We start from the raw sequence: 19284 nt of genomic DNA on the forward strand, positions 1-19284 counted from the left end.
CCGCCTGGTTGGTACGACGCGATATCGAGCCGAGCACCAAAGGGTTCGCGCGAAAATCCCCCAGGAATAATTGGCCCGAAACAAACGTGGGAGCGAGCGCAGCTCGCGATGCGCCGCGCGGGCGGCGCTCGATCTCCAAGGCGCCAAACAACCCAAGGCATGCACCTGGCAAACCAGATGCAACCCCAAGCCATACACCCCATCTTCACCCCACAAACCGCGCCTGCCGCCGCCGTACTTCCTCGCGCACCGCAGGAATCACCCAACGCCCGTAATCCACCGTGTCATACAACGGGTCATAACCCCGGTTGAGAAAGGTGGTCACCCCAAGGTCGACATAATCGAGCAACGCCTGGGCCACGGTCTCCGGCGTGCCCACCAGCGCGGTGGTATCGCCATAGGCCCCCACTGCGGTCGCCGTCGGCATCCACAACGCCCGATCATGCCGGTCGGCACGGGCGGCGGCGGCGAGCAGGCGTTCGGAGCCGGTGCCCTTGATGCGCTTCTGCCAGGGGCTGTCGGCCGCAAACTGTGGGTTGGCCTTGATCTGCGCAAGAATCTGTTCTGCACGCTGCCAGGCCTGCTCCTCGGTAGCGCCCAATATCAGCCTTACCGACAGGCTGACCCTTGGCGCCGCCACACCCGCTGCGTTGGCGGCAGCCTTGAGTTTGCCGATCTGCTCGGCAACGCCACTCAGCGGCTCACCCCACAAGGCATACAGGTCCGCATGCTTGACGGCGATCTGGTAGGCGATGTCGGACGAGCCCCCGAAGGAAATCGGGATATGTGGCTGCTGCAGCGGCTTCACCGGTGAGAAGGCACCCTTGATGTTGAAGTAGCGGCCCTCGAAATCGAACGGCTCTTCGGCCGTCCAGGTGCGACGGACAATCTCCAGGTATTCGTCGGCACGCCGGTAGCGCTCGGTCTTGTCCAGCAGCGTGTCGCCCTCTTGCGGCTCGGCGGTGATACCGGTGATCGCATGCAGGCGGATGCGCCCGCCGCCGGTGGTGTGGTCAAGGGTGGCGAATGCCCGTGCAGCCACCGTAGGCGCGGTCAGGGCCGGGCGATGGGCAATCATGAAACCCAGGCGTTCGGTGTGGGCGGCAGCATAGGCGGCAATTTGCAGGCTGTCGGCGCTGCCAGGGCCGCTGGCGATCAGCACCCGATCAAACCCGGCATGCTCATGGGCGCGGGCGTGGTGACGGATGAAGGGCAGGTCGAAGTCGGGTGTGCGTACGCCACGGGTCTCGGACCACTGGCGGGGAAAGATCATGCCGACGAATTCAATGGACATTGTTGGGGCCTTTCAGGTTGAGGGGGGATCAGAACTGGTAATCGACCTGGGCCAGCAGCGTGCGGCCCGGCATCGGTTGCAGGAAGGTATTGGTAGAGCCGGCCAGGCCACTGACAAAATTCAGCTCGTCGGTAACGTTGAGCATGCGCACCGTCACGCCCCACTGCGGCTGGCGGTAGTACACGGCAAGGTCGAGGTTGTATTCGTCCGGTACTTTCACCGTCTTGCTCAGGTTCAGGTACCAGCTGCTGGTCCACCAGCCGGAAAGCTCGACGCCAAATCCTGAGTCGAAGCGGTAGTCGACATACCCGCCGGCGTTGTATTCGGGGATCTGCACCGCATCGAACTTGCCGGACGGGCGCTGGTTGAGGCTGTTGTTGTCGCCGAATACGGTGCCGTTATCGGGAATGAAACCCGCCGAGGCGAACCCGGCCTGGCTGGTGAATTCGTTGTAGGCGCTGATGCGGCTAAGGTTGAGGCCGCCGCGCAGGTGCTGGTCCTGGTAGCGCAAGGTCGCTTCCCAGCCTTTGACGATGAGGCGGGCAATGTTGTTGTTGCTGTCTGGCGACTGGTCGCGGGCCTGCTTGTAGGCAGCCAGGGTAAGGAACAACTGGTCGGGCACCGCTTCCACTTTCAACCCGACCTCATGCAGCACGCTCAGGCTCTCGAAGGCCAGCGGGTTGAGCTGGTTGGCACCGGTGCCGCTGCCCCAACCCAGGCCGTTGGTGAAGAAGCCGGTATTCACCGCCAGCGAGCGGTCGAAGGTGTAGTACAGCGTGCTGTTTTCCGTGGGTTTGAAATAGGGGCTGACCTGTACCGAGAACAGCCGGTAGTTGTCCGAATCCTTGCGCGGGTTGCCGCCGGGCAGCACGAAGGGATTTTCGATTCGGGCGTCGATCCAGCTGCGGCTGGCGCCCACGTTCAGGCCCACGCGTTCGCCCAGGCGCAGGTTGTGCTGGCTGAACAGGGTCTTGGTGGTCCAGGTGCTGTCGGCGGTGTAGGGCGCCACCGACTCTGCATACAGGCCGTGCCCGGCCGGGTACATGGCGGGCAGGTTGAGCCAGCCGTAGTAGCTGGAAAACTGCGGCACGCCGGGCTGGCCGATCCAGGCCGCGTTGCCACCGGCGGGGTTGCGGCCGCTCAGGCCGAGCAGGTCGCCGGGGTTCTTCAAGGTCGGGTCGAGGGTCAGGTCATAGGCGTTGATGGTGCTGCCGAAGCTGTTGTTGGCGGCGATCGACTCGTTGCGCTCGCGGCGGTAGATCAGCCCGGTGTTGCTGTCGTCGAGCAGGGTCAGGTCGCCCAGCTGCCACTGGCCACGGGCGCGGAACTCGAAGCGGTTGTCGAAAATGTCGTCCTTGCCCTGCACCTGAAACGCCCCGACGGCATCGGTGGTGTCGGTGGAGTGCTGGTAGAAAGTGCTATTGGCCAAGGTGATCGACGGGGTCAGGTCGCCTTCGACGCGCAGTTGCGTGGTAAAGCGCCGCGAGCGGTTTTCATCCTGCGCGCGCTGGCCGGTCTGTGACGACAACGAAGTCAGGCCATTGCCGGCCAACGACGGGTCGTAGACCCAGCCGCGCAAGCTGCCGGGGTTGGCCTGGGTATTGGGCGAGGCATTCTGGAAGCTGCCATCGACTACCTGATACTGGCCCTGAGCATTGCGCTGGCGCTGCACCCAGCCAAGCACCTGGGCGTCGGCGGCGCCGGAAGACAGCACGGGCGACCATAAGTTATTGCCGTTCTGGACGATTGGCGTGGCGCGTCCAGCGTAATACTTGCCGTGGTCGACCAGGTCCTGTGTGGCGCGGTTCCAGCCGTGGGTGATGTTGTAGTCGTAGTAGTCGTCGTAGGCGGCGTTCCAGTCCACCCGCAGGTTGTCATTACGCCAGGCGAGCGCGCCATAGAAGGCGTCGAAGTTGTTCTCGACATTGTCGTAGAAGTCCTCCTGGCGCTGGCGGGTGATGCTCACCCGGTAGGCCAGGTTGTCGGTCAGCGGGCCGGTGTTGTCGATGCTGAATTTGGTGGCGTCGCGTGATTCGCCATCGGGGATCCAGCTGCCGATTTCGCCGCTGAGCTTGGTGCGGAAACGGGTGAAGTCGGGTTTCTTGCTCAGGTAATTGACGTAGCCGCCGCTGCCGCTGACCGAACCGTACGTCACCGAAGACGGCCCGGCGACGATGTCGGCCCCTTCGTAGGCATTGAAGTTGGCCGGGTGGCGCACGCCATAGGCGCGCTGGCCGTCCTGGAACACTTCGGTGTTCTGCCCCCGCATCTGCGGGGCGATGCCGGCGTTCTGGCCACCGCCGCGGGTGATACCGGGGGCGTATTTGACCAGGTCGTCGGAGCTGCGGATCGGGTCGTTGGCCAGTTGTTCGGGATTGATCTGGGTGACCGAGCGCGGGGTGTCCAGCACCTTGGTTTCCAGGCCGCCGTAGATCGAGGCTGGCGGGCGGGTGGGCAGGGCGTCGTCGTCGGCCTGTTCGGCCTGTACGGTGACGGTTTGCAGTTGAGTGTCTTCGGCGTAGGCCAGCGGTGCGCTGGCGGCAAGGATGGCCAGCGCCAGGGCGCTGGGCTGGAATTTGGGGTGCAGCAGGGTAAAGCGGGGCATTGGCTGGGCCTCGTTCAATAGTAAGAATGTGGGAGAAGCGAGGGCGCAGCCGCGCCTGCGGTTAAGTGAGAATGTCTCAAGCCTGTCAGGAGGTTCTGTGGGAGCGGGCTTGTCCCGCGAACCAGGGCGAAGCCCTGGCCATGCACCTCTGCTGTCCAGGCGGGCCTATTCGCGGGACAAGCCCGCTCCCACAGGGATATACGCTGCCTTCGTGTGGATCAGGCTTTCAGCCACAAGCTCTCAAACCGCCAGGTGCTGAACAGCGACTGCTCGGCCTGCGCGCCACCCACGCGGGTGCTGACGCTGTCGAGCAGGTCGGCAAAGCCCCAGATCAGCATGCCACCGCGCTCGTACTGGATACGTTGCGCCCGGTGCACCAGCGCCTTGCGTTGCTCCAGGTCCGGCTGGGCCATGGCGCCAAGGAAGGCCTCGCTGAATTCGCGGTCGTGAAAGTGGGTCTTGTTGGCCACGGCGAACGGCGCATCGGTGTGAATGGCACTGGCCAAAAACGGCGCACCGATGCTGCCACCGGTACTCAACGTCCAGTCGTCGCGCTGCGGGCCCTGGAAAGTGGCCAGGTCGACCTGGCGCACGTTGAGGGTTACGCCGATACGTCTTGCCTGTTCGGCCAGTACCAGCGCCGAAGCCAGCCCAGGCCCGGGGGTAGTCACCAACTCCACCTGCAACTGCGCATGCCCGGCTTCACGCAGCAACTGCGCCGCGCGTTGCGGGTCATGCGGGCGCGGGCCAATGCTGTGGTCGAAGGTAGGGTCGAACGGTGCATACAGGTCGTTGGCCACCCGGCCCTGGCCATTCAGCGCACGGCGTACCAGCTCCTCGCGATCAGCCAGCAGGCGGAATGCCTCACGCACACGCGGGTCGTCGAACGGCGCCTTGGTGGTGTTCATGTCGAACGACAGCCAGTTGCCGCTCACCGATTTCAGCAGCCGCAGCCGTGAGTCCGCCTGCAGCACCTGCAGGTGCTCGGTGGACATGACATTGGCCATGTCGATCTGCCCGGCGCGCAACGCCGCCAGGCGACCAGTCTGGTCTTTGAAATCGATGATCTCCAGTTCATCGGCATAGGGCTTGCCGGGCTTGTAGTAGTTGTCGAAACGGGTGAACAGCGAGCGCTGGCCTGGCGTGAAGCTTTTCAGTTTGTACGGCCCGGCGCCGACCGGGTTGGTCACCGGGTGGTAGTCCACCGGCACAATGCCGCCGAAGTTGACCCAGGTTTCCGGCAGTGGCAGGTAGCTGCGCCCCTCGCGAAAGCTCAGGCGCACAGTGCGCTCGTCCAGCTTGACCAGGTTGTCGCGGTCCACCCAGTGCAGCAGCGCCGCATAGGGCGAGGCCAGCTGCGGGTCGGTAAGGCGGCGGATGGAGAAAATCAGGTCATCGGCGTCGATGGTCTTGCCGTGGTGGAACTCCAGCCCCGGTTTCAGCCGCAAGGTCCAGCCGCTGGCATCGGCATTGGGCTCGGCGAACTCGGCCAGGGCCAGGCGCGGCTGCATCTGCTCGTCCCATTCCCACAGCTTGCTGTACAGGGCAAAGCCACGCACGATGCCGCTGCCAACAGGCTTGTGGGCGTCGAGGTTGCCGCTCTGGTTGCCGTCGATGATCCCTAAGCGCAGGCGCCCGCCATGGCGCGGCTGGTCGGCTGCGGCAGGGGTCGGGCTGTCGGCCGGGCCGCAACCGACCAGTACACCGCCGGCCAGTACACCGGCGTGGCCCAGGAAGGTGCGCCGGCTCAGTGGGTATCCGTCCCAGGCCATGGCGTCAGGCTCCGTTGCTGGCGTGCAGTTGCACGGGTTCGGCCGGCTGGCGGGCCAGGGGCGCACGCTGCTCGCGAAAGTGCGGCAGGATGTGCTCGCCAATGCGGTAGGCTTCTTCCAGGTGTGGGTAGCCGGCCAGGAAAAACAGGTCGACACCAATGCCGTGGTACTCGCGAATGCGTGCCACCACGTTGGCGTAGCTGCCTACCAGCGCGCAGCCCGGCGGGACGCCGATGTAGCCGAAACCGGTCCACACGTTGGGGTGGATGAAGAAGTCGTCGAACGCCTGTTGCTCGCCTTGGTCGCCGTAGCCGTGCTCGTAGCTCAGCTTCCGCGCCGTGCGCAGGCCGGCGTGGGCGGCGCGGGCCTTGACCGTGCCCTTGGCCACGCCTTCGTCGAAGAAGCGCTTGGCCTCGGCCAGCGCGGCTTCTTCGGTCTCACGGGCGATCACGTCGATGGACAGGCCAAAGCGGATATCGGTGCGGCCCCACTTCAGCGCCCTGGTGCGGATGTCGTCGATCAGCGCGGCAATCTCGTCCGGGTGCTCGGCGCGCATCAGGTAGAAGTCGGCGTGCTTGGCGGCGAACTCCCGCGCTGCCACCGACGAGCCAGCGGTGCAGATCAGCGGCAACTCGGCCTTTTTCAGCGGCCCGCGCAGGCCACCGCCTTCGGCGCGGTAGTAGGTGCCTTCGTAGTGGAACTGCTCGTTGTGCCAATAGCCGCGCACCACGTCCATGAATTCGGTGGCGCGGGCGTAACGCTGGTCATGGTCCTCGAAATCGCCGACCTGGCGCTGAAGGGCATCCGAGCCGCCGTTGATGATGTTCCACACCAAGCGGTTGCCGGTGGCGCGCTGGTAGGTCGCAGCCTGCTGCACGGCCACCCACGGGGTGTAGTGATAGGGCTGGAACGCGGTGACGAATTTCAGTGTACGGGTTTCCCGGGCCAGCAGCGAGCACACCGTCCATGGCTCTTCGCCGGTGGGGGCGTTGACCATCAGCGCGCCGCCAAAGCCGTTGATTTCAGCGGCGCGGGCGATTTGACCGAGGTAGTCGATGTAGGTGAAGTGATCACCCACGGCAAACCCCGAGACCGCACCGGTGCTGGGCCCACCCGCATGCCAGTCGCCGCGGTTGCGCGGGTCGCCGGGAAGGAACTGGGTTTCGCCATGCAGGGGCAGGCGGGTGAAAAATTCGATGCTCATGGGTTGGCCTCCTTACTGCACGCTTGGGTTGCAATTGGGGGTGACCGGCTGGCCACTGATGACCTGACGGGCGAAGGGGATCGAGTCCTTCAGCGAGGCATTCACCGTTTCGCTGTGGCCCAGGCCCTTGTACAGGTGGCCCTGCACCACCGAGCCGGCCTTGCAGGCGTCCTGCATCAGCGCTACTTGGGTGGCGGCGGCGGGGGTCTTGTCCTCGGCGCCGGTGCCAATGAAGATCGGCTGGGCCAGTTTCAAAGTCGGGTACGACACCTGCGCCAGCCACGGCTTGAGCTGATCGCCCTTGTAGTCTTTCTTGGCGTTGGCCGGGGTCAGGCCGGTGCCGACTACATCGCTGACCAAGGATGACAGGCAGCTGGTGCGCGCCTGTTCGAACAGTGGCAGGGCCTTGTCGGTGTAAAAATCGCGTGGGTCGATGCTCGGGTCGTACTGCTGGGCAGCGAGCAGGGTGTAGAAGCCGTAGGCCAGGGCCGGGTCGACCTTGTCCTGGTCCTGTTCGCCGACGTTCTTCGCGCCGATGGTGTAGATCACCCCGGTGCCGATGCTGCCCTTGACCCCGAGTTTGGGCGCATAGGTGGCCGCGTACGCGCCGGCAGCAAAGGCGCCGGCACCGCCCTGGGACTGGCCAATGATCAGCACCTTGTCGGCCAGGCCCGGCACGCCGGCGACCACGGCCTTGGCCGCATCGAGAATGCCGTAGGCGGCCATGCGGTTGTTCAGCAACGGGTGTCCGCCGGGTACGCCCAGGCCTTGATAGTCGGTGGCGACGATGGCGTAGCCCTCTTCAAGCCAGCGGTTGAGGTATTGCACGTCACGGTAGCTACGGCCGGCCCAGGACGGCGCACAAATATCCGCCACGCCGACGGTGCCATGGCCCCAGCTGGCGACCGGCCAGCCACCTGCCGGTGCCTTGCCTTTGGGGATGAACAGTGCGCCGGAAACCACGACGGGGGTCTTGCCGTCGATGCCATCCAGGGAGGTGTACAAAATGCGTTGTGCGCTGGCCGCACCGGGCAGGCTGAGTGCCTGGTCGAGCGGTTCGCTGCGCAGCAGTTTGCCAGGCGTGGCGGGGATGGCCTTGCTCCAGGTGTAGAAGGCCGACACACGGCCATCACCCTGTTGCGGGTCGGGTTTGGGCGCATAGGTTTCGGCGGCCATGGCACCGATGGACAGGGCCAGGGCGCTGAGACCGAAGACAAGCGAAGCAGGCAGTTTCATGGGTAAGGCTCTCAAGGTTGTTGGCTGATCTGGGCGTCGAGGGACGGCCAGTAGTGGGTCAGTTGCAGATCAATCAGCGCCTGGCGGGTAAAGCCCGTGGCCAGGTCGCTGGTAATGTCGTAGGGGGTGCGGATCAGCCGGTTGGCCAGCGCGTATTGGCCCAGTGCGTCGTAGTGGGCCTTGAGCTGGGCGTCGCTTTTTGGCGCCCAGCGTGCCTTCCACGCGACCGGGTCGTCCTGGTCGTCACGGCGCAGCACGCTTTCACTCACACCGGCGCGCGACGACAGCGCGTAGTAGCCATCGCGGTGCTGCTCCTGAGAGATCCACCAGGCCGCGCGCACCCAGGCGGTGGCCACCAGTTGGGTCAGGTCGGCATGTTGCTCGACGAAGCGGTCGGTGCCCCACAGGTCGGAAACCAGCCGCCAGTCGTTGGCGCCTTGCTTGGTCGACCAGAGGATGCGTGCCACGCCTTTGTCTTCCAGGGCATAGGCTTCGTTGAGCAGTACGGCAGCATCGACCTTGCCGGCTGACACTGCAGCGGCGCCTACCTGGGGGTTGAGGTTGGCGATCTTGAAATCGCTGAGTGCCAGCCCCTGGCTTTGCAGGAAGTTGCTGAAGGCGAACTCCCATGGGCGGCCGCGGTGCAAGGCCAGGCGCTTTCCCTTGAGGTCCTGGATGCTGCGCACCGGGGAGTCGCTGGGTACCACCAGGTAAATGTTGTTGCCGCTGCCACCCGGTACCACCAGCTTGCCAGGCACCTGGCCAGCCCCGGCAATCACCGAAGGCAGGTCGCCACGTACAGCAAAATCCAGGCTGTCGTTGCTGAAACCTTCGTTGATCTGCGGCCCGGCGCCGGCGTGGGGCAGGGCAGTCCATTGCAGTTTCACGCCGCGGGCGGCCAGTTGTTGTTGCAGCCAGCCTTCCTCGATCACCCGCCCAGGGATACCGCCGAATACCGGCGCACCGCCCTGGGTGAAGGCGACGATGGCAATGCGCACCGCCGCCGGTGGCTCGGCAGCCAGCGCGGCCAGGCTGAGGAACAGGCCGCCCAGCAGGGCGAAGGCATGACGCCAGGGATTGTTCATGTGCAGCTCCAGGCAAAGGTTTGACAGGCCTGGAGCGAAATACATGCCAGCCGGCTTAAAATGGCCTGTAGGCCACGTGTGGCGGGGCTTTCATCCAGGTGCAGGTGAGCGGTCAAGGCCCTTGCCTGCTGATCGGCGGGCAGGGAAGTGCTGGCGGGTTGCTGCTACAGCAGCAGCCGGTTGCTGGAAAATTTGAATATTCCTAATTCGAATATTCAAATGCTAATTAATAATTTTTTGATCTAATTTGTTTCATGCACTATTGGCAAGCGCGTCAACTGCCAGGAATGCCCTTATGTCGCTGATCACCCACCCCAATGCCCGCGAGCTGACCAAGTCGGTACGTGCCACCGTGCTCGTGTTCAAGGACCCGCGCTCGCAGGAGCTGCTCAGCCGCATCGAGCGCCTGGCGCCCAGCGAGGCCAATACCCTGATCATCGGTGAAACCGGTACCGGCAAGGAGCTGGTCGCACGGCACATCCATCAACTCAGCCGGCGCGGGCGAGAACCGTTCGTGGCAGTAAACTGCGGGGCCTTTGCCGAAACGCTGGTAGAGAGCGAGCTGTTCGGCCATGAAAAAGGCGCGTTCACCGGGGCCACCAGCAACAAGGCTGGCTGGTTCGAGGCGGCCAATGGCGGCACGCTGTTCCTCGATGAAATTGGTGACCTGCCGCTGAACATGCAGGTGAAGTTGTTGCGGGTGCTGCAGGAGCGCGAAGTGGTGCGCCTGGGGTCACGCACGCCAGTCCCGATCAACGTGCGGCTGGTGGCGGCGACCAACGTCAACCTGGCCGATGCGGTGGTGGCGGGCCATTTTCGTGAGGACCTGTTCTACCGCCTGCACGTCGCCACTATCCGCCTGCCGCCGCTGCGCGAGCGGCCGGGGGACATCTTGCCGTTGGCCGAGTTCTTCATCGAGGAACATTGCCGGCGCCTCGGTTACGAGCGTGCGACGCTGAGCCCGGATGCCGAACGCAAATTGCTGGCGCACAGTTGGCCAGGCAACATTCGCGAACTGGAAAACGCCATTCACCATGCATTGCTGGTGTGCCGCTATCAGGTGGTTGCGCCGGCGGACTTGCACCTGGTCGACATGCGGCCACAGGTGACGGCGCCGGCTGCGCATGCGTACCTGCCGACAGCGAGCGCGGCGGCGCCCGACCTGGAAAGCGCGTTGCTGGCATTGTTCGAGCAGAACGTGCCGAACCTGTATGAGCACATCGAGGAGACGGTGTTCAGGGCGGCGTATCGGTATTGCCACGGCAACCAGTTGCAGACCGGGCGGTTGCTTAACATCAGCCGCAATATCGTGCGCGCCCGGTTGGAGAAGATTGGCGAGCTGTCCAAGGCGTAGGTTTCACAATTATTAACAAAGTATCATATGAGACTAAATTGACTCATTTAGTCTTAAAAAATATCATTCGGGCCGATTTTTCATTTAGAGCTCGGGTGAATAATGAGCAACTTGCGTGCAATAGGAATGGCCAGTTGCCTGGCGGCAGCAGCCATCCTTGCCGGCTGCGGCGAGGCTGAAGCGCCGCCGACCGCAGGCCAGAACGCTTTTCCGGTCCAGACCGTTACGGTCGCCAGCGAACCCCTGACCTTGGCGGCAACCTTACCGGGCCGGGTCGAGCCCATGCGCGTTGCCGAGGTGCGCGCCCGGGTGGCGGGCATCGTTCTATACAAGCGCTTCGAAGAAGGCGCCGACGTAAAGGCCGGCGACGTGCTGTTCCAGATCGACCCCGCGCCGTTCAAGGTTGCACTGGCACGCGCCGAGGCTGATCTGGGCAAGGCTCGGTCGGTGATGCTCGAAGCCCAGGCGCGGGAGCGCCGCTATGCGCCGTTGGTGAAGATCGAGGCCATCAGCCAGCAGGACTTCGACACCGCCAGCGCCAACCTGCGTAGCGCTGAGGCCGCTGTACGCTCGGCCCAGGCCGACGTCGAAACGGCGCGACTGAACCTTGGTTACGCCACGGTCAAGGCGCCTATCTCTGGCCGTATCGGCCGTGCACTGGTCACCGAAGGTGCGCTGGTGGGGCAGGGTGACGCCACGCTGATGGCGAGGGTGCAGCAGCTGGACCCGATCTACATCGACTTTACCCAATCGGCCGCCGATGCCCTGCGCCTGCGCCAGGCACTGAAGGACGGCGCGTTGGCAGCCGGTGATCAGCAGGCCCTGTCCGCCCGGGTGGAAGGCACCGACTACGAGCGCCAGGGCGCCCTGATGTTCACCGACGTTGCGGTTGACCGCGGCACCGGCCAAGTCACGCTGCGCGGTCGGTTCGACAATGCCGACGGCATCCTGCTGCCGGGCATGTACGTGCGCGTACGCACCCCCCAAGGCACCGACAACCAGGCCATCCTGGTACCGCAGCGGGCCATCCAGCGCGGTAGTGACGGCGAGGCACGGGTGATGCTGGTGGGCATCGGCGGGATTGCCGAGGCACGCAGTGTGCGCACCGGCGCCATGCACGGCGCTCGCTGGCAGGTCACCGAGGGCCTGCGCCCGGGTGACCAGGTGATCGTCGGCAGCCCTGCCGGCCTGGCCCCTGGCATGCCGGTGGCCCCGGCCCCGGCGCAACAAGCCGCAGCGCGTTGAGGCGAGGGTAACGAGATGTCCAAGTTCTTCATCAAACGGCCGAACTTCGCCTGGGTCGTGGCGTTGTTCATTTCCCTGGCCGGGCTGCTGGTCATTCCCACGCTGCCGGTGGCCCAGTACCCCAACGTGGCGCCGCCACAAATTACCATCACCGCCACCTACCCGGGCGCCTCGGCGAAGGTGCTGGTGGACTCGGTCACCAGCATCATTGAAGAATCGCTCAACGGCGCCAAGAACCTGCTGTATTTCGAGTCGACCAACAACTCCAACGGCATGGCCGAAGTGGTGGTCACGTTCGAGCCGGGTACCGACCCGGAACTGGCCCAGGTCGATGTGCAAAACCGCCTGAAAAAGGCCGAGGCACGCATGCCGCAGGCGGTGATCACCCAAGGCATCCAGGTCGAGCAGACCAGCGCCGGTTTCTTGCTGATCTACGCGCTCAATTACAAGGAAGGCGCCGGCAAAGCCGACACCACGGCGTTGGGTGACTACGCGGCGCGCAACATCAACAACGAACTGCGTCGGGTACCGGGCGTGGGCAAGTTGCAGTTCTTCTCGTCGGAAGCAGCCATGCGGGTATGGGTCGACCCGCAGAAGCTGGTGGGTTTCGGGTTGTCGATCGATGACGTGAGCACCGCCATCCGCGGGCAGAACGTGCAGGTGCCTGCCGGCAGCTTTGGCAGCGCGCCGGGCACCAGCCAGCAGGAGCTCACCGCCACCCTGGCCGTGCAAGGCACCCTGGACGACCCGCAAGCCTTTGGCCGTGTGGTACTGCGCGCCAACCCTGACGGTTCGCTGGTGCGCCTGGCCGATGTCGCCCGGCTGGAAGTGGGCATGGAAAGCTACAACTTCTCCTCGCGCCTCAATGGCAAGCCTGCCGTGGCCGGGGCTGTACAACTGGCGCCAGGCGCCAATGCATTGAAAACCGCCGAACTGGTCAAAGCGCGCCTGGCTGAACTGAGCGCGTTCTTCCCCGAGGGCGTCGAGTATTCGGTGCCATACGACACCTCGCGCTTTGTCGACGTAGCCATCGAAAAGGTCATCCACACCCTGCTCGAAGCCATGGTGCTGGTGTTCCTGGTGATGTTCCTGTTCCTGCAGAACATCCGCTACACGTTGATCCCGTCGATCGTGGTGCCGGTGTGCCTGCTGGGCACGCTGATGGTGATGAAGCTGTTGGGCTTCTCGGTGAACATGATGACCATGTTCGGCATGGTGCTGGCCATCGGCATCCTGGTCGACGACGCCATCGTGGTGGTAGAGAACGTCGAGCGGATCATGGCCGAGGAGGGGCTGTCGCCCGTTGACGCTACCATCAAGGCGATGGGCCAGGTGTCTGGCGCTATCATCGGCATCACCTTGGTGCTGTCGGCGGTGTTCATGCCGCTGGCGTTCATGTCCGGCTCGGTGGGGGTGATCTACCAGCAGTTCTCCCTGTCGTTGGCGGTGTCGATCCTGTTCTCGGGCTTTCTGGCACTTACCTTCACCCCGGCGCTGTGCGCCACGCTGCTCAAGCCGGTGGCCCCCGGGCATCATGAGAAGCGCGGTTTTTTCGGTGTCTTCAACCGTGGCTTCGCCCGGCTGACCGAGCGCTATTCGCTCATGAACGCAGCCCTGGTTCGACGTGCTGGCCGGTACATGCTGGTGTATGTCGGAATCGTGGCGATGCTCGGCTACTTCTACTTGCGTTTGCCGGAATCCTTCGTGCCGGTTGAAGATCAAGGCTACGCGATTGTCGACGTGCAGTTGCCGCCGGGGGCCAGCCGTGTGCGCACCGACGCGACCGGGCAGGCCCTGGAGCAGTTCCTGATGTCGCGTGAAGCACTGGCGTCGGCGTTCATGGTCAGCGGTTTCAGCTTCTCGGGCATGGGCGAGAACGCCGCGCTGGCGTTCCCAACCTACAAAGACTGGTCGGTACGGGGCGCCGGGCAATCGGTGGATGCCGAAACCCAGGCGATCAATGCGCAGTTCGCCGGATATGGCGATGGCACGATCATGGCGGTCAACCCGCCACCGATCGATGGCCTGGGCAACGCTGGTGGTTTCGCGCTTCGCCTGCTCGACCGTGGCGGCCTGGGCCGTGATGCCTTGCTGGCGGCGCGTGACAAAGTGCTTGGCGAGGCCAACGGCAACCCGGTCATTCTTTACGCAATGATGGAAGGCCTGGCAGAGGCGCCGCAGCTACGGGTCGATATTGACCGGGAAAAGGCCAGGGCCCTGGGCGTGCCCTTCGAAACCATCAACAGCACTCTGGCCACTGCATTTGGTTCGGCGGTAATCAACGACTTCACCAACGCCGGCCGGCAACAGCGTGTGGTGGTGCAGGCCGAGCAGGGCGAGCGCATGACACCGGAAAGCGTGCTGCGCCTGTACGTGCCGAACGCCGATGGACAGCAGGTGCCGTTCAGCAGCTTCGTTACCACCCGCTGGGAAGAAGGGCCGGTACAGATCGTGCGCTACAACGGCTACCCGTCGATCCGTATTTCCGGGGATGCCGCACCGGGCTACAGCACCGGCCAGGCCATGGCCGAGATGGAGCGCCTGGTCAGTGAGCTGCCGCCGGGCATTGGTTATGCCTGGACAGGCCTGTCCTACCAGGAAAAGGTCTCCAGCGGCCAGGCCAGCAGCCTGTTCGCCCTGGCCATTGTGGTGGTGTTCCTGCTACTGGTGGCGTTGTACGAAAGCTGGGCGATCCCGCTGACGGTGATGCTCATCGTACCGATCGGTGCGCTGGGGGCGGTATTGGCCGTGATGGTTATGGGCATGCCCAACGATGTGTACTTCAAGGTCGGCCTGATCACCATCATCGGCCTGGCGGCGAAGAATGCCATCCTGATCGTCGAGTTCGCCAAGGAGCTGTGGGAGAAGGGCTACAGCCTGGGTGACGCGGCCATCGAGGCTGCCCGCCTGCGCTTCCGGCCAATCGTGATGACCTCGATGGCATTCATTCTCGGCGTGGTGCCCCTGGCCATCGCCAGCGGTGCCGGTGCTGCCAGCCAGCGGGCGATTGGTACCGGCGTTATTGGCGGCATGCTCAGCGCCACGTTGCTGGGTGTGGTGTTTGTGCCGATCTGTTTTGTCTGGGTGCTGTCGCTGATCAAGCGCAAACCGGCGCCGCAGGCCCAGCGCGTCGAGGTGTTGGAATAAAGGCTCCTTTGGTTGGATGACTCAACCGTTTTGGCCCCCGGGACTTGTGCCCGGGGGCCTTTTTTTTGTCAGTACCGAAGCCAGTACGCGTTACAACCCACCACGTGCACGTTATATGGCCGAAGTGGAACGTGTATTTGTAGGAAAGTTCTGAATTTGCATCGGTGGGTTGATATTGGTCGGGATTTATGCGCTGGTTTGCAGGCGTTCCTTTGGCCCTCTTCACTGATTTATATCAGTACAGGTTCATTAATAAGAATTGTCGCTAGTTGAAGTGGCTCTGCAGGGCAGGTAACGAAAAAGACCGCCATCTCTCGTTTTTCAAATTCTTGTAGGACGCTTCCGAAGTTGCGTGTGAACAGTAGCGAAAAATCGAGGTTTAGTTCATGTTTTTGCGAGGAAATAGTTAGGGGCGCCGCTGTGCGTGAAGCACGAGCAGCAGTTCACGACGGTTTTGCCCTTTTCTAGCGAATACGATGCAGCAACGCTGACTGCCAAGAGGGCCCAGGTATGGCGCAGCCGATAAACCCCTTCACCCACAACCACTACACGCTTGAAATCGATGAACTGGATGCGGTCGAACTCAATGTACTGTCGTTCAAGGGCGAGGAATGGCTGAGCCAGCCGTTCACGTACACGGTGGCCTTCACCTCTACGACGCAGGACATCGATGCTGCCAGGGTCCTTGGCAAGGGCGCCAGTTTTCAGATGGGGTCGTCAGGGCCGGCGCAGCAGTATGTGACCCAGGAGGCCCCATCGCGCACGCTGCATGGGGTGATCACCGGTTTCAAGCGCGTCTCCAGTTCCAGGGACGAAGCCCGTTATGAGGTAACCCTGCAGGCGCGGTTGGCACTGCTCAGCCGTGGCAAACAGTACCGGATCTACCAGCATCAGTCGGTACCGGAAATCGTCGAAAGCATCTTGCGCAATCGCCACCAGTTCGAAGCGTATTACTTCCTGTTCGACCTGCTCCGCGAATACCCCAGGCGTGAACAGGTCATGCAATACGGTGAAAGCGATCTGGCTTTCATCAGCCGTTTGTTGGCAGAAGTCGGTATCTGGTATCGCTTTAGCCATAACGACAAGCTTATCGACGTTGTCGAGTTTCACGATCACCAACAGCATTATCAGTTTGATATCAGCCTGCCGCATCGGCCTTTGTCGGGCCTGACCAGCAGTGGGCAGGATGGCGTCTGGGCGTTGCAGGTTTGCCACGAGGTGGTGGAGCAGCACATCAATGTTCGCGCCTATCACCACCGCGATGCTACGGCTTTTCTCGAGGGGGAGGTTGATCACAGCCGGGGCGCGGCGGGTACCTATGGCGAGGGTTACCACTATGGCGAAGCCTATACCGCGCTGGGTGATGCAATTGCCCGGGATGAAGACCTGCTCAGCGAAAGCCGGTACTTCTATGCGCGCCTCATGTGGGGTAGGTCGCACTGCTGGTTCAATTTCCCAGGGATAGTCATCGTATTAAAAGAGGGGTTGCATGCTTATGAATGACGTACTGCACCGAACCGATACACTCAACCCAATTAAAGAGGTTATTTGCGGCAAGCAAAAGCAGCATTGGGTCGAATTTCAGTTGGTGGACGAGTTGGGCGAACCGCTCGCGAACTTACCCTTCCGCGCTGAGAACGACGCCACGCGTTCGGGTTGTGCGCCTGTGCTTACAGGCCAGAGTGATGAGTCTGGAGTGATCCGATTGGAGGGGCTGCATCCATTGGATATTTGTTTAAAACTGGCTGCTGATCCGCTGGCCGAAGAACTCTCAACCCGGAGGCTTAGGGCTGAGAGACCTGAGCCCCCAAGGCCGGGAGTAGGTGACCCTACTCCGCTTTATGGGCCGCAGCAGTCAGGGTTTTCACCGATTGAAATGCAAGCGCATGCGGAGGGCAATTTATATCATTACTTACGGATTGGTGAATTGTGTGATCAATTACCTAGCCTTGGAGATGAAGAGGATTTGCAGGTTCTGCCAGAGTTTCATTTTCCAGATCCAGAATTTAATGGTTTTACGGTGATGTATGAACAACTGAGCATGCGGCACGTGGTCGAAGTGTGTCCGTTCCGAGCTTGGTCACTGGTCCTGCACCACCAGCAGCATTATAGTTTGGCAAATGCGTACAATTTAGGGTTAATGAGCATCCTGTCTTACAGTGATGAGTTGCCTGGAGTCTACGGGTCGGTTTTATTTTTCTTTGCGCGCCAGTGTACGGATCTATCTCGTACTCCGCGGGTCGATAGTAAAGGCCAAGCGTGGCCATGTTTAGTTGTGGATGTGCCATTCAAGAATCGTTATACATCTGCCGCGCTTATGGATACAAGCAAAGCAAGGCCGCCGCAGGGGCATACTCAGTTTTTTTATGCGTTGAATGAAACGCAGCTGCTGGTGGTTTGGCGTGGCACCGAACCAACTAAAATTAAAGATCTTGTTACAGATGTCTCCTTCAGGCCGGTAAGGCCGTCAAATGAATATAATTGTGATGTCAGAGTGCCTTGTCCTGATCTGGTAGCGCAAGGGAGTGTGCATACAGGATTTTATCAGGCATTCAAGGTGGCACGAAAAGTGTACTCAGAAATATTTAAAAAATATTTACCTCAGAGGGCCCAGGATAGGGATTTGTTTGTCTGTGGACATAGCTTAGGCGGGGCGCTGGCTTTGATTCATGCAGCTTCACTGAAAGAGTTCGATCCACTGGTGTATACGTACGGAATGCCGCGAACGTTTACGCTTGAAGCTGTGAAGGGTTTAAGTTGGTTGCGTCATTTTAGACATGTGAATGACTCGGATTTCGTTCCTCAAGTTCCTCCGGAAGCAGACCTGGATAGTCATTTCTACAAGCTCTATGGCCCGTTGGGGACGAGCTTGGGGCTAAAGTGGTCAATGGCTAAGGCGGCGGCCAGCATCTTTTTCGAGTTTGGCGATCCGTTTAGTCATCATGGTGAAATTGTATTGTTTTTAATGACTGAGCAGCACGTCGAACGGAGAAGCAAGCCGTTCCCCGCATACCGTGGCGGAAGGGTCGGGCCGGCGTATCCTACAAAGATCCTTTACCGGCTGCCCGAGAAAACTAAGCTTTATCTAGTGCCTAGCCTGGATGAATTGGAGGATTTGGAAGCAGAGAAAGCTCAGAAGCGATTGGTTAACTCTTTAGCTGCGGAGGACAGGAATAAATTTTTCAAGCCTTACAAAAATCCCGATTTGGGCGGTCGGCTGAGTGCCGGGAATCATTCCATGGACGAGTATCAGCCCTATATCCACAATCAGCTCCTGGAGTCGATCGGCCCTGAGCGCATACAGGCTCGGCAAATTCAGAGGAACAAATTTGAACAACAGATGATGAGTAACAGTGAACGCATCCCTGAGAGTGAATTTCAAAGAAATCGCATGTTTCTAGATTTGCAAAATCGTTTGAGTCGGGCCTTGCTAGTCACGCGGCAGATTGACGGTGGATCGGATGCGTTACGCAGATTTGAGGCCGCGACGGGGCCGAAAGTATATTGCGAGAAAACGTACTGTTAACAAATAATTTGCTTCAGGGTGTCTCATGAGAGTCAGGGTGTTGGCGGTGTTGTTCCTATGTTCAACGTTGGGGCTTGAGGTTTCTGCCAAGGACGATGAGGTATTGCCATATGTTGGGGGTGAAAAGGTGATCATAAGGGTCAAGGTGCCCAGGGAATTGGCGGCGCGCGAAGTGGAGGCGGTTTATCGCTCAACCGTGTGCACCTCTGTTGCTTATGATGTGGATGGAAATCCATATAAGCGGGATGGGTATAGGCGACTGGATGTGCAGTCTGTGCGTGAAGGCGATACTGAAGTCTTGCGAACTGAACTGCCGGTTGACCGGGGTGGGCGTTGTCGATGGAGGCTGAGTAACGTCACATTTGGCATCAGATATGGGGAAACGAGCCAGTTCGGTGAAAGCGTCGCTCATGGTGAGGGTGGCGGCGTTGTTGTGATGTTTGATGGAAGCAATTCCCCAGGTGGTGGTTTGGGTATTAAAGTTGATGGTGATGTGGATATCAGTCCTGATTATTATCCATGGCTAAGTGAGAGATTTGTTGGGGGGTATAGTAAGGATGCAAATCTGGTTACGAGTCGTAGCCCTTATGTTAGGTATCTAGCGCTGAGTGCTCGACGTGTAAATTTTGAACCTGTCCTTCACTCCGCCTATTTAGTGAGTTCTGTTGGGCCGAAAATCAAACGCAAAGGTGACTATGCAATATTTCACTATTCAGATGGCAGTAGCTCGACTGAGGGGGGGGGCGAACCGAGCTTTCGCAAGCTTCAGGCAATCCGCAAGGCGGCTGAGCTTGAAAGTGTAAAATAAGGGGGGCG

At 61.4% G+C, this 19284-nt stretch carries 11 protein-coding genes and 1 pseudogene; 6 read left to right on the forward strand and 6 right to left on the reverse strand.

The annotated features are described in order from the left end of the window. Positions 1 to 205: 205 nt before the first annotated feature. From P0Y58_15165 to P0Y58_15190, 6 genes are all read right to left on the reverse strand, one after another. Positions 206 to 1294, reverse strand: a complete 1089-nt coding sequence (locus P0Y58_15165) for an LLM class flavin-dependent oxidoreductase (protein ID WEK28251.1) — start codon at positions 1292 to 1294, stop codon at positions 206 to 208. Positions 1295 to 1322: 28 nt separating this feature from the next. Next, entirely contained in the window at positions 1323 to 3899 is a 2577-nt protein-coding gene (locus P0Y58_15170) for a TonB-dependent receptor plug domain-containing protein (protein WEK28252.1), read from the reverse strand. 218 nt (positions 3900 to 4117) lie between these two features. Beyond that, positions 4118 to 5671: an ABC transporter substrate-binding protein gene (locus P0Y58_15175; protein WEK28253.1), complete on the reverse strand. Its 1554-nt coding sequence runs from the start codon at positions 5669 to 5671 to the stop codon at positions 4118 to 4120. A gap of 4 nt (positions 5672 to 5675) precedes the next feature. Further along, positions 5676 to 6875 (reverse strand): LLM class flavin-dependent oxidoreductase, encoded by a 1200-nt coding sequence (locus P0Y58_15180; protein WEK28254.1) that lies wholly within the window; start codon positions 6873 to 6875, stop codon positions 5676 to 5678. Between the two features lie 12 nt (positions 6876 to 6887). After that, the gene (locus P0Y58_15185) at positions 6888 to 8111 is read right to left on the reverse strand and encodes a lipase family protein (GenBank protein ID WEK28255.1); all 1224 of its coding nucleotides are present in this window, start codon (positions 8109 to 8111) and stop codon (positions 6888 to 6890) included. Between the two features lie 11 nt (positions 8112 to 8122). Next, positions 8123 to 9196 (reverse strand): ABC transporter substrate-binding protein, encoded by a 1074-nt coding sequence (locus P0Y58_15190; GenBank protein ID WEK28256.1) that lies wholly within the window; start codon positions 9194 to 9196, stop codon positions 8123 to 8125. Between the two features lie 295 nt (positions 9197 to 9491). Between P0Y58_15190 and P0Y58_15195 the strand changes: the two genes are divergently transcribed. The 6 genes and pseudogenes from P0Y58_15195 to P0Y58_15220 all read left to right on the forward strand — a co-directional run bounded on the left by P0Y58_15195 (position 9492) and on the right by P0Y58_15220 (position 19276). Then, the gene (locus P0Y58_15195) at positions 9492 to 10550 is read left to right on the forward strand and encodes a sigma-54 dependent transcriptional regulator (GenBank protein ID WEK28257.1); all 1059 of its coding nucleotides are present in this window, start codon (positions 9492 to 9494) and stop codon (positions 10548 to 10550) included. A 102-nt stretch (positions 10551 to 10652) separates the two neighbouring features. Continuing rightward, positions 10653 to 11795 carry a MexC family multidrug efflux RND transporter periplasmic adaptor subunit gene (locus P0Y58_15200; protein ID WEK28258.1) on the forward strand — a complete coding sequence of 381 codons (1143 nt, stop codon included), beginning with the start codon at positions 10653 to 10655 and terminating at the stop codon, positions 11793 to 11795. Positions 11796 to 11810: 15 nt separating this feature from the next. Further along, the gene (locus P0Y58_15205) at positions 11811 to 14942 is read left to right on the forward strand and encodes an efflux RND transporter permease subunit (GenBank protein WEK28259.1); all 3132 of its coding nucleotides are present in this window, start codon (positions 11811 to 11813) and stop codon (positions 14940 to 14942) included. Between the two features lie 510 nt (positions 14943 to 15452). Further along, positions 15453 to 16364: pseudogene (gene vgrG / locus P0Y58_15210) on the forward strand (type VI secretion system tip protein VgrG). A gap of 73 nt (positions 16365 to 16437) precedes the next feature. Further along, entirely contained in the window at positions 16438 to 18468 is a 2031-nt protein-coding gene (locus tag P0Y58_15215; protein ID WEK33337.1) for a lipase family protein, read from the forward strand. Positions 18469 to 18493: 25 nt separating this feature from the next. After that, the gene (locus P0Y58_15220) at positions 18494 to 19276 is read left to right on the forward strand and encodes a hypothetical protein (protein ID WEK28260.1); all 783 of its coding nucleotides are present in this window, start codon (positions 18494 to 18496) and stop codon (positions 19274 to 19276) included. Positions 19277 to 19284: the final 8 nt, after the last annotated feature.

The sequence above is a fragment of the Candidatus Pseudomonas phytovorans genome (genome assembly GCA_029202525.1).
Lineage (GTDB): Bacteria > Pseudomonadota > Gammaproteobacteria > Pseudomonadales > Pseudomonadaceae > Aquipseudomonas > Aquipseudomonas phytovorans.

Excerpts from the sequence above, each read along its gene's own strand:
- P0Y58_15220 (WEK28260.1), top strand. The coding sequence starts at position 18,494 with ATGAGAGTCAGGGTGTTGGCGGTGTTGTTCCTATGTTCAACGTTGGGG.
- P0Y58_15205 (WEK28259.1), top strand. The coding sequence starts at position 11,811 with ATGTCCAAGTTCTTCATCAAACGGCCGAACTTCGCCTGGGTCGTGGCG.
- P0Y58_15185 (WEK28255.1), bottom strand. The coding sequence starts at position 8,111 with ATGAAACTGCCTGCTTCGCTTGTCTTCGGTCTCAGCGCCCTGGCCCTG.
- P0Y58_15195 (WEK28257.1), top strand. The coding sequence starts at position 9,492 with ATGTCGCTGATCACCCACCCCAATGCCCGCGAGCTGACCAAGTCGGTA.
- P0Y58_15170 (WEK28252.1), bottom strand. The coding sequence starts at position 3,899 with ATGCCCCGCTTTACCCTGCTGCACCCCAAATTCCAGCCCAGCGCCCTG.
- P0Y58_15165 (WEK28251.1), bottom strand. The coding sequence starts at position 1,294 with ATGTCCATTGAATTCGTCGGCATGATCTTTCCCCGCCAGTGGTCCGAG.
- P0Y58_15215 (WEK33337.1), top strand. The coding sequence starts at position 16,438 with ATGAATGACGTACTGCACCGAACCGATACACTCAACCCAATTAAAGAG.
- P0Y58_15180 (WEK28254.1), bottom strand. The coding sequence starts at position 6,875 with ATGAGCATCGAATTTTTCACCCGCCTGCCCCTGCATGGCGAAACCCAG.
- P0Y58_15200 (WEK28258.1), top strand. The coding sequence starts at position 10,653 with ATGAGCAACTTGCGTGCAATAGGAATGGCCAGTTGCCTGGCGGCAGCA.
- P0Y58_15190 (WEK28256.1), bottom strand. The coding sequence starts at position 9,196 with ATGAACAATCCCTGGCGTCATGCCTTCGCCCTGCTGGGCGGCCTGTTC.
- P0Y58_15175 (WEK28253.1), bottom strand. The coding sequence starts at position 5,671 with ATGGCCTGGGACGGATACCCACTGAGCCGGCGCACCTTCCTGGGCCAC.